The sequence below is a fragment of the Streptomyces sp. 13-12-16 genome, from assembly GCF_002114215.1.
GTDB lineage: Bacteria > Actinomycetota > Actinomycetes > Streptomycetales > Streptomycetaceae > Streptomyces.
The window spans coordinates 1-11,868 of record NZ_NCTE01000430.1; the positions used below are offsets into that span (position 1 = coordinate 1).

4 protein-coding genes are annotated in these 11,868 nt (G+C 73.8%); all 4 read right to left on the bottom strand.

Annotation, left to right across the window (positions count from 1 at the left end):
- A partial coding sequence (locus B7767_RS17745; RefSeq protein WP_143652529.1) for an AMP-binding protein occupies nt 1-325 on the bottom strand: 325 nt, incomplete at its 3' end.
- A gap of 30 nt (nt 326-355) precedes the next feature.
- Nucleotides 356-2,215: an asparagine synthase (glutamine-hydrolyzing) gene (gene asnB / locus B7767_RS17750; protein WP_085573048.1), complete on the bottom strand. Its 1,860-nt coding sequence runs from the start codon at nt 2,213-2,215 to the stop codon at nt 356-358.
- 15 nt (nt 2,216-2,230) lie between these two features.
- The gene (locus B7767_RS17755) at nt 2,231-6,142 is read right to left on the bottom strand and encodes an amino acid adenylation domain-containing protein (protein WP_085573049.1); all 3,912 of its coding nucleotides are present in this window, start codon (nt 6,140-6,142) and stop codon (nt 2,231-2,233) included.
- Nucleotides 6,143-6,206: 64 nt separating this feature from the next.
- The gene (locus B7767_RS17760) at nt 6,207-11,861 is read right to left on the bottom strand and encodes a non-ribosomal peptide synthetase (protein ID WP_085573050.1); all 5,655 of its coding nucleotides are present in this window, start codon (nt 11,859-11,861) and stop codon (nt 6,207-6,209) included.
- Nucleotides 11,862-11,868 lie beyond the last annotated feature (7 nt).

Below are 11,868 nucleotides of genomic sequence, written 5' to 3' on the forward strand. Positions count from 1 at the left end.
CACCGACGAGGACGTGGGTGGGCCGGGCGTCCGCGAGCACCGCCGCCAGCCGCAGCCGCGGCGCGGACAGGTCCAGCGGCGCCAGGACGGCGCCGAGGCGCAGCACACCCACCATCGCGGCGGCGAGTTCCGCCCGGTCGTCGGTGAGCACCGCGACGACCGACCCGGCTCCGGCGCCCGCACGGTGCAGTGCGGCGGCGACACCGTCGGCCTGGTCGTCCAGTTCGGCATAGCTGAGCCGGGAGCCCGGAGCTTCCACCGCGACGCGGTCGGGAAAGTGCTCGATCGTGCGCCCCACGATCGATTGGATCGCTTCGAAAGCCATGGCTGGTCCTAGTCTGCAGAGGGCCGGGGGTCACACGTGTCCGGGAAGGGAGAACGTGTCGAGGAGGATGCCGAAGGTGAGGACGACCAGCAGGAGGTCGTCGTCGAGATGCGGGTGGAGTTCGAACCCGTCGTCCAGGTAGCGCGACCTGAGGTGTTCCACGACGACCGGGTCGAAGTAGCCCTGCCGGGCGATCCGTGCGGGCGACAGCAGGTCGTTGACCCACTCGATGTTCTGCCGGAGCAGGCCGGGACTGCCCGGGGCACGGAAGCCGTACTTCTCCCGGTTGGCGATCTCCGGCGGCACGAGTCCCTGGGCAGCCTGCCTGACGATCAGCTTCTCGCCCTGGGGGCCGACCTTGAGCCGGGTGGGCACGGTGAGGGCGAAGTCGAGCACCCGGCGGTCGAGAAAGGGATACCGGGCTTCCACCGAGTGCGCGAGGGCCATCCGGTCCCCGTGGTCGGTCAGCAGGTGGTCGGACAGCCGCAGGGTGAAGTCGAGGTAGGAGCGCTGGTGCAGCCGCGGCCTGCCGCTGATCCGTCGCCGGTCGGCCACGGGGTGCGCCAGGCAGTCGAACTCGTGGTGGCCGGCCTGGAGGTCGGGCGCGTACAACTCGCGGACCTGGCTGCGCCAGGCGTGGTAGCGGCGCTCGTAGAACAGGTCGCGGTCACCCCAGAGCCGGGCGCGCAGGTCCTCCTCCAGGGCGTCGAGCAGCGGGTCCCCGGAACGGTCCCGTCCGCGTCCGCCCGCGTCGAACCGGTACCCGAGGTAACCGCCGAACAGTTCGTCGGCGCCCTCACCGCTCAGGACCGCCTTGACGCCGTGGGCGCGGGCGAGCGCGGACAGCGCCATGGAGCAGGTGTTGTAGGTCTCCTTCACGGGGCACTCGCTGTGCGCGACCATGCGCTCCAGCCCGTCCGCGAGGTCACGCTCGGTGAAGGGGGCCTCGTGGTGCCGGGAGCCGATCTTCGCCGCCGCCAGACGCTGGTACCGCGACTCGTCCACCGGGCTGCCGGGGAAGGTGACCGAGAAGGAGTGCGGGTGCGGCGCCGACCTGGCCGCGAGCGCGCCGATCAGGGACGAGTCGAGTCCGCCGCTGAGGTAGAAGCCCACGTCGACGTCGGCCTGCATCCGGCGGTGGACGGCGTCGGCGAGCAACTCCCGGAGACGTTCGGCGTAGTACTCGTCCGGTTCGTGCTGCTCGTCGGTGCGGGGGTAGTCCAGGTCCCAGTAGCGGCTCTCCCGGGCGCCGTCCTCGTCCACGACCAGGCAGCAGCCGTTCCGCAGGCCGCTGACCCCCCGGAACATCGTGCGCGGGCTGACGAGGCCGGGGAAGGTGAGGACCTGGTCGAGCCCGGTCAGGTCCACCTCCCTCGGCACTCCGGGATGCCGGAGCAGTGCCTTGACCTCCGAGCCGAAGACGAGATGCCGGCCGGTGTCCGCGTAGTAGAGCGGGGCGATCCCGGCATGGTCGCGGGCGAGCAGGAGCCGGCGTCTGCCCCGGTCGTGGATGGCGAAGGCGAACTGTCCGTTGACCCGGTCCAGCAGCTTCGGGCCCTCGTCCTCGTAGAGGTGGACCAGTACTTCCACGTCGCAGGACGTGCGGAAACGGTGTCCGCGCGACTCCAGTTCGGCGCGCAGTTCGCGGTGGTTGAAGATCTCGCCGTTGCACACCATGGCGACGTCGCCGTCCTCGCTGTACATCGGCTGCGCGCCGCCGTCGGGGTCGACGATGCTCAGCCGGCGGAAACCCAGCGCCGCACCGTCGCGGATGACGCTGCCGGCTGAGTCGGGGCCGCGGTGCACGAGGGCCGCCGTCATGCGGTCGAGCACCGCGGCGTCCGTGGCCGGTCCGTTCCCCAGGGCCATTGACCCGGCGATTCCGCACATCGGGGAACCTCCTCTTCAGACGGCGGGCTTGAGGGCCGGAGAGCGCAGGGCGTCCCGCAGGGCGGGTCCGACCACGGCGAGCGCGTCGGGGCGCATCATGCGCAGGTGCTCACTGGCCACCGGAACGGTCCGGACCTCCCCGGTGACGTACGGGCGCCACAGCTTCGCCGCTCCCGCGCCCCGGCCGCCGGGCGCGGACTCGAAGAGCAGCAGCGAACCATCGAACACCGGTGTCTCCGCGCCGGGCTCGTCGAGCAGGCGCATCGTGTTCTCCGTGACGGCCAGCAGCGCGTCGATCAGTTCCCCCTCCAGCCCGGCGGGCGCGTCCCCGCCGTCGAAGGCCACGGCGCGGACGTCCGGTGGTCCGGCGCTGGCCTCCTGCGGCCCGCCGGCCGGCCAGGCGTCGATGACAGCCAGCAGCGCGACCTCGTGCCCCGCGTCGCGCAGCCGTGCGGCGACGGCGTGCGCGGTGGTGCCTCCGAAGGACCAGCCGGCCAGCAGGTACGGCCCCCGCGGTTGTTCGGCGGTGATGAGGGCGCAGTAGTCGGACACGAGCGCGCTGAAGCTCTCCGCGAGCCGGCCCCGGCCGTCGAGGCCGCGGGCCTGGACGGCGTACACCGGATGCTCCGCCGGCACGTGGGGGAGCAGCCCGGTGTAGCTCCACCCCAGCCCGCTACCGGGGTGGAGGCACCACAGGGGACTGCCGCCGCCGGCGGCGCGCAGCCGCACCAGCGGGTCGAGCGGTCCGCGGGCACTCGGCTGCTCCCGCAGCAGTCCGGCCACCGTCGGCTCCAGGAAGACCTGCTGCATCGAGACGTCGATGCCGACCGCCTGCCGGGCCGAGCCGATCAGCCGGGGCACCAGGAGGGAGTGGCCGCCCAGTTCGAAGAAGTTGTCCTCGACGCCGACCTCCCGCACACCCAGCACCTCGGCGAAGACGCCGCACAGCGCCGTCTCGGCGGGAGTGCGAGGCGCGCGGCGCCCAGCGGGCGGGGCGCCGAACTCCGGCAGCGGCAGTGCGGCCCGGTCGAGTTTGCCGTTCCTGGTGAGCGGCAGCCTGCCGACCGCCAGGACGGCCGACGGCACCATGGCCGCGGGCAGGCGCCGGGCGACGGACGTGCGCAGGCCGGCCAGGTCCAGCTCCTCGGGCAGGCCCTCCCCGGGGACGACGTAGCCGACGATCCGGCGGTCGCCGGGGGCGGGCTCGTGCACCAGCGCCGCACTCCGCGCGACCTGGGGGTGGGCCATCAACGCGGCCTCGACCTCGCCGAGTTCGATCCGGTGCCCTCTGATCTTGACCTGTCCGTCCGCCCGCCCGACGAACTCCAGCCCGCCCGTCGGCAGCCAGCGCACCAGGTCGCCCGTCCGGTACATGCGGGACCCGGCCGGCCCGTACGGGTCCGCCACGAAGCGTTCCGAGGTCAGGCCGGGCTGCCCCAGGTACCCGCGGGCGACACCGGTGCCCGCGACGTACAACTCACCCACCACACCCCGCGGAACGAGACCGAGCACGCAGTCCAGCACGTACAGCCGGGCACCGGGACACGGCCCGCCGATCGGTACCGGGCCGGCGGGGACCGGCACCCCGAGGGGGAGCAGGGACTCGGCGCAGTTGACGGTCGTCTCGGTCGGTCCGTAGCTGTTGCAGATCACCGCGTCCGGGTGCCGCAGGCGCCAGCGCTCCATGGCCTCGCCCCGCAGGGGCTCCCCGCCGACGAGCAGGCACTCGGTGGGGGAGAGGTCGTGCGGCAGCGACTCCAGCAGGTCCAGGTGGCTGGGGGTGATCTCCAGCAGCGCGGGCCGGGGCGTCCCGCTGTGGTCCGCGGCGGTCAGGTCGGTGAGGTGCAGGCAACCACCGCTGACCAGGGGGAGGTACACGGCGGAGACGGTCAGGTCGAAGGAGATCGACGAGTGGATCAGGCTGATGCCCGACACACCCGGGTAGGTGGCCCGGCCCCGGCGCAGGTAGGCGCCGAGCGCACCGTGCTCCACGACCACCCCCTTGGGGCGTCCGGTGGAGCCGGAGGTGTGGATCACGTAGGCGGGGTGGCCGGGGAGCAGCGGCCGGACGCGGTCGGCGTCGGTCAGGTCCGCGGCGGTCGGGTCGGCGACGGTCGGGTCGGCGTCGGGCCCGTCCGGGGCGCTGAGCCGGTGGAGATCGGCCACGGTGAGCAGAGGGACGCCCGCCACGCCGATCCGTCCGGCGAGTTCGGCGTTCCCGATCAGCAGGCGGGGCGCGGCCTCCTCCAGCATCGAGGCGATCCGCGCAGGCGGCAGCTCGGTGTCCACCGGGACGTAGGCGGCGCCGGCCTTGAGCACCGCGAGCATCGCGGCGAAGGCGTCCGTGGACCGCGGCAGCACGACGGCGACCAGGTCCTCCGGCCCGATGCCCTGCCCGGCCAGCGCACGGGCCAGGCGATTCGTCCGCCGGTTCAGCTCCCGGTAGCCGAGGGCCGTACCGCCCTCCACCACGGCGAGCGCGTCCGGAGTGCGGGCGGCCTGCTCCTCGAAGAGGCCGGGCAGCGTGGCAGCGCCGCCCCCCGACGGCACCCGGCCGCCGGTACCGCACGCGAGCAACTGCGCCTGCTCGCCGGACGTGAGCAGGGGAAGGCGGCTGATCCGCAGGTCGGGGTCGGCGACCGCCGCCTCCAGCAGCCGGGTCCACCACGTGACGAAGCCGGCGGCGGTCGGGTGGTCGAACAGGTCGAGGGCGTAGTCCAGGCTGCCGTACAGGCCCGCGGGGGCGGGTCCCCCCTCCGGGGCCCGCTCCCGCAGGTGCAGGGACAGGTCGAACTTGGCGCTGCAGCTGTCCACCGGTTCCTCGACTGCGGTCAGACCGGGCAGCCGCAGGGTCTGCTCAGGCCCGTCCTCCAGGACGAGCATCACCTGGAACAGTGGGTTCCAGGCGGCGGACCGCTCGGGACGGAGCACGTCCACGAGCCGCTCGAACGGCAGGTCCTGGTGGGCGTAGGCGTCCAGGTCCACCTCGCGGACGCGCCCGAGGAGTTCGCGGAAGGTCGGATCGCCACCGGCGTCGGTGCGGAGCACCAGCGTGTTGACGCACATGCCGATGAGGCCGTCCAGCGCCTCGTCGGTCCGTCCGGCGACCGCCGAGCCGACGGGGATGTCGGTGCCCGCGCCCAACCGGGTCAGCAGGGCGACCACTCCGGCCTGCAGGGCCATGAACAGGCTCGCCTTCTCCTGCCGGGCCAGAACCAGCAGGCGGCGGTGTGTGTCCGGACCGAGCCAGACCGGTACCGTGTCGCCCCGATGGGAGGCCACGGGGGGCCGGGGCCGGTCGGTGGGGAGGGATAGGCAGTCCGGGAGCCCATCCAACTGGCGCCGCCAGTAAGCGAGTTGTTCTCCGGCCAAACTTCGCGGGTCGTCCTCCGCCGCCAGGAGCTCGTTCTGCCACAGCGTGTAGTCGGCGTACTGCACCGGCAACGGGTCCCAGCGCGGCGCGCGGCCTGCTCGCCGGGCCGTGTAGGCGGCAGTCAGCTCGTCCAGCAACGGAGTGAGCGACCAGCCGTCCGCAGCGATGTGGTGCAACAGGACGAGCACCACGTGCTCCCGTTCGCCCAGTCGGAAGAGGTGCGCGCGCAACGGGAGTTCCGTGGTGAGGTCGAAGACGTGGCTGGCTGCCGCGCGCAGCGCCTCGCGAAGCTCCGCCTCGCTGCTCACGACGACCGGCAGCGGCGGCCGGGCGGAGTCCGCGTCGAGCACGACCTGGTGGGGTGTGCCGTCGGCCTCGGGAAAGACGGTGCGGAGGCTCTCGTGGCGCTCCACCACATCGGCGATCGCCTCGGAGAGTGCGCGGCTGTCCAGTTCCCCGTGCAGGCGGTACGCCAGCGGAATGCGGTAACCGGCGCCGCCGTCCAGCTGGTTGAGGAACCAGATGCGGGACTGTGCGAACGACAAGGGGATCACGGGTTCTCCCTGGGATGGTCAGGCCGTGCGGGAGTGCGGGCGCGGTGCGTGGGCCGGCCACCGGTCACCGGGGACCGCCCGGCCGAGGCATGCGGCGCAGCGCGGCCCGCCGCGGTCGCGGCGCCTTCTCCAGCCGCTCCGCCAGTGCCGCGACCGTCGGAGCCTCGAACAGGGTGCGCACCTCCATCTCCACGGCCAGGGCCGCTCGGACCCGGCCCGCCAAGCGGGTCGCCAGCAGGGAATGGCCGCCGAGGCCAAAGAAGGAGTCGTCGATGCCGACCCGGTCGAGACCCAGCACCTCGGCGAAGAGCCCGCAGAGGGCCCTCTCACGTTCCGTCCGGGGCGCTCGCCCGGAGACCGACCGGGAGAAGTCCGGCGCCGGGAGCCGGCTGTGGTGCACCTTGCCGCTCACGGTCAGCGGCAGGGCGTCCACCATCACCACGGCGGACGGCACCATGAAGTCCGGCAGCGCACGGGCGGCGTGGGCCCGCAGCGCGGCCCCGTCGGCACGGGCGCCACGTGCCGGGACGACGTAGGCGGCCAGCCGCTTCCCGCCGGTGGCGTCCTCCCGTACCGCGACGGCCACCTGGGCCACGTCGTCGTGCCGGCCGAGCACCGACTCGACCTCGGCCGGCTCGATCCGGAAGCCACGCACCTTGACCTGGGCGTCCGTACGGCCCACGTAGGCGAGCTGACCGTCGCGGGTCCACTTCACCAGGTCGCCGGTGCGGTACATGCGCTGTCCGGCCCCGTCGAACGGGTTGGCGACGAAACGCTGGGCGGTCAGTCCCGGCCGGGCCCAGTAGCCGCGGGCGAGCACGTCCCCGGCGATGTACAACTCCCCGGTCACGCCGGGCGGCACCGGTTGCAGCCGCCGGTCCAGGACGTACATCCGGGCGTTGGCGATGGGTGCGCCGACGGGCGCGGTGAAGGACCGCCACTGCTCCAGTGCCGCGGGAAGGGTGAACGTGGTGACGAGGTGGGTCTCGGTGGGGCCGTAGAGGTTGTGCAGGCGACGCCCGGGCCGGGCCGCGACGAACTCCCGTACCCGCGGCGTCAGCCGCAACACCTCACCGCCCTGGCTGAGGTCCCGGAGCGCGGGCAGGTCCAGCCGCTGTTCCACGGCTGCCTCGCAGATCGCCTCCACCATCACGTTCGGCGCGCACACCTCCTCCACCCGGTGCTCGTCGAGCCAGCGGACGAACGCCGCCGCGTCCCGCCGTACCTCGTCATCGGGCACCGCCAGCGTCTTGCCGGAGGTCAGCGTCTCGATGATCTCCCAGGCGGACACGTCGAAGCTGATCGCGGAGAACTGGGCGACGGCACCGCGGCGGGCTCCGGCCCCCCCGGCGGCGAGCCACTCGGCGTGGCACAGCACCAGGTTGACCAGCGGCCCGGCCGTCATCACCACGCCCTTGGGCGTGCCGGTGGAGCCCGAGGTGTGGATCACGTACACCGGGCTGTCCCGGACCAGCGGCGCGGTGCGCTCCTCGTCGAGCAGGTTCTCCTCCGGCTGCGCGGCCAGCGCCGCTACCACGGCCGGCTCGTCCAGGAGGAGGCGCCCGGGTCCTCCCGGCGGCAGCCCCGCAGCCGTCGCGGCGGTGCTCACCACGACGGCCGGGCGCACGTCGTCGAGGAGGAAGGTGATCCGCTCGGCCGGGTACTGCGGGTCCAGCGGCATGTAGGCGGCGCCGGCCTTGAGCGTCGCCCACACCGCGACGGGCAGGTCGACCGAGCGCGGGACCGCCAGGGCCACCACCGACTCCGGGCCGATACCGCGCGCCGTCAGCAGCCGGGCCAACCGGTTGGCCCGGCGGTTGAGTTCGAAGTAGGACAGCGCGCCGTCGGGGGCGGTCACGGCGGGGTGCTGCGGCGTCTCCGCCACCCGCGCCTCGAACAGGTCGGGCAGCGACGCGTCGGGGACGGGTCGGCGGGTGTCGTTCCAGTGCCGGACGACACGGTCGTGTTCGCCCGGAGCCCACAGCTCGTACCGGCTCACCGGCAGGGCCGGGTCGTGCGCCACACCGTCCAGCAGCCGCAGCAGGCGACCGGCCAGTCGCTCGACGGTGTCGCGGTCGAACAGGTCCGCGTTGTACTGCACCGTCCCGCTGAGCCCCGCGGCGGCGCGGTCGGCCCGGTCCCGGTCGTCGAACTCGAAGGCCAGGTCGAACGGGGAGGTGTGCGTCTCCACCGCTTCTGCGCGGACCTCGACGCCCGGCAGGGTCAGCTCACCCGCGCGGGTGTTCCGCAGCGCAAGCGCCACCTGGAAGAGCGGGTGCCAGGCCAGGGAGCGGCCGGGTGCGAGTTCCTCCACCAGCAGCTCGAACGGCACGTCCTGGTGCGCGTAGGCGTGCAGGCAGGTCTCCCGCACCCGGCCGAGGAGTTCGGTGAACGGGGGGTCGCCGGAGAGGTCGGTGCGCAGCACGAGGGTGTTCGCGAAGAAGCCGACCAGATCCTCCAGCGAGTCGTCGGTGCGCCCGGCCACCGGAGCGCCGACGGGCACGTCGTCCCCCGCGCCGAGCCGGGAGAGCAGCACTGCCAGAGCCGCCTGGAGCACCATGAAGGTGCTCGCGCCGTGTGCACGGGCGAGCTTGTGCAGCGCCCCGTGCAGTTCTGCCGGCACGTTCAGGGGCACCGACCCACCCCGGTAGGAGGGTGTGCCCGGGCGCGGCCGGTCCGTCGGCAGCGGTGTCTCCTGCGGCAGGCCGTCCAGGACGTTCCGCCAGTGGCCGAGCTGCACCGCCAGGGGGCTGTCCGGGTCGTCCCGCCGGCCCAGCGTCGCGCGTTGCCACAGGGCGAAGTCGGCGTACTGCAGCGGCAACGGCTCCCACCGCGGAGCCCCGCCCGCGCGCCGCGCGGAGTACGCGGTGGACAGGTCGCGCAGCAGCAGCCGTTCCGACCAGGCGTCGCCCGCGATGTGGTGGGTCACCAGCAGCAGCACGTGCTCGTCCGCCGCGGACGTGAACAGCCGGGCACGCAGCGGGATGTCCGACCCCAGGTCGAAGGGCTCGCGGGCCGCGCGCGCCAGCACGTCGGCCAGTTCCCCGGCCGCGACGGATTGCGCCGGCAACGCTGGCGCCACGGAGTCGACGGGGAGCACCTGCTGGTACGGCTGCCCGTCGACGGTGGGGAAGACCGTGCGCAGCGCCTCGTGCCGGTCGAGCACGTCCGTGAGCGCCGCCCGCAGCGCCGCGGTGTCCAGGCGTCCCGTCAGGCGCAGGGCGACCGGATGGTTGTAGGTGGCGCCCGGGCCTTCCAGCTGCCGCAGGAACCACAGCCGCGTCTGGGCGTACGACAGGGGGATCCGGTCGGGCCGCACCGCCGGGGCCGGTTCGCTCCGGGCCTGCCCCGTCCCGTCGAGCAGCTTCGCCAGTTCGGCGACCGTCGGCGCTTCGTAGACCGCGCGGATGCCGAGCTCCCGGCCGAGCACGGCCCGGATGCGGTTGAGCAGCCGGGTGGCCGCCAGGGAGTGGCCGCCCAGCGCGAAGAAACCGTCGTCCACACCCACGTGGGACAGGCCGAGCACGTCCGCGAAGACGGCACACAGACTCTCCTCGACGGGGGTGCCGGGCTGCCTCCCCCCGCCGGCCGGGGCGAGCGACGGCTCCGGCAGCTCGGCCCGCACGTCGACCTTTCCCTCCGCCGTGACGGGCAGCGACTCCAGGGGGACCACGGCAGCGGGTACCAGGTGCGCCGGCAGGAACTCCGCCGCCTGTCGGCGCACCGCCGCCGGGTCCACGGTCGCGCCGGGCGAGGGAACGACGTACGCGGCCAGGTAGCGGTCACCGCGATCGTCGTCACGCACCCGCACCAGAGCCTGTCCGACGCCGTCGCAGCGAGCCAACGCCGCCTGCACCTCACCCGGTTCGATACGGACTCCGCGCACCTTGACCTGGCCGTCCGCCCGTCCGACGAACAGCAGGTCGCCTTCCGGTGTCCAGCGGGCCAGGTCTCCCGTCCGGTACATCCGCGCCCCCGGCGGACCGAAGGGGTCCGCGACGAACCGTGCGGCCGTCTGACCGGGGCGGCCGAGGTAGCCGCGGGCCAACGTGGCTCCGGCAACGTAGAGTTCGCCGACCACTCCGGCAGGCAGCAGCCGCAGGGCGCGGTCCAGCACGTACGTCCTGGTGCCCGGCACCGGACGGCCGATCGGTGGTGCCTCCCCCGCCTGTCCGGGGAGGCACACCTTCCGGGTCACCTCGACCGTGGTCTCGGTCGGACCGTAGGCGTTGTGCAGCGGGATGCCCGCGGCGGCGCAGCGGTCCACGAGATCACCGGCGAGCGCGTCCCCGCCGGTCGTCACCAGGCGCAGGTCCGGCAGTTCCTCCGGCCGCAGGGCGCGCAGGGTCGTGGGGGCGAGGTGCGCCACCGTCACTCGGTGACGCACCAGGAGGCGCTGGAGCGACTCGGTGTCGATGCGTTCGTCATCGTCCGCCAGCACCACCGTCGCCCCGGCGGCGAGGGAGACGAGCAGTTCCAGCACGGAGGCGTCGAAGGTGAGCGAGGCGGCGGCCAGCACCCGGTCGTGCGGTGCCAGCCTGTAGGCGGGGACGGAGTGCCGTACGAAGGCGGCGACGGCGCGGTGTTCGACGACCACGCCCTTGGGGCGTCCCGTCGAGCCCGACGTGTGCAGGACGTACGCCGGGTGGGTGGGCAGCAGGGGCGACAGCCGGTCCGCGTCGGTCACCTCCGTGTCCGGTCTCGCAACCGTGTCGGCCGCGACCGCCGGGTCGTCCAGGGCGAGCAGGGGCCCCTCGGGCCAGGCGGCCGACAGCCGCCCGGTGAACTCGGCCGTGGTGACGGCCAGCACAGGCCGGGTGTCGCGCAGCAGGTAGGTGACGCCGTCGTCGGGGTGCGCCGGGTCGATCGGCAGGTAGGCGGCACCGGCCTTGAGCACGGCCAGGACGGCCACCACGGTCTGTGGTGACCGGGGGAGCAGCAGTGCCACGTGCCTGCCCGGCCCGGCGCCGTGGCTGATCAGGGCCCGGGCCAGCCGGTTCACCCGCGCCGCCAGCTCCCCGTAGGACACCTGGCCGTCGCGAACGACCACCGCGGGGGCGTCCGGAGTGCGTGCCGCGCCGACCGCCGGCAGCGGGGGCAGCGTCGTCTCCGGAACGGGCAGCGCGGGCTCGTTCCAGGTGCGCAGGACGCGGTCCCCGACAGCGTGGGCCAGGAGGTCGGCGCGCCCGACGGGCGTGTCGGGCGACGCGCCGGTGACCCATTCCAACGCCTCGTGCAGCAACGACGAGCAGGACGCGTGCCCCTGCTCGTCGTGCAGTTCGGGGTCTGCGTCGACCGCGAACTGGATGCTGCGGTCGGAGGAGACGTCCCACACCGCGACGGACAGATCCTCGAACGGGCCGGTGGACAGGTTGCGGGCGGTGACGGGCACCCCGGCGAAGCTGACGCGGTAGTCGAACGGCATGACGTTGACGGAGACCGACCACGGGCACTCGCCGGGCCGCAGCCCGGCGTCGTGCAGCAGGTCCTCGTACCGGTAGCGCTGGTGGCGCACGGCCTCCAGGGCACGCACCGCGCACTGCTCCACCAGGCTCCGCACCGACATGCCCGGGTCCACGGAGACGCGCAGCGGCACGACGTTGGCCGTCACTCCGGGCACGTGCTGCTCCGCGCCGGGCGCACGCCCCGGTACGGCAAACCCGAGCAGGACGTCCGTCTCCCCGGTGGCGCGGCTTACGCCCAGTGCCGTCGCCGCCACGACGAGC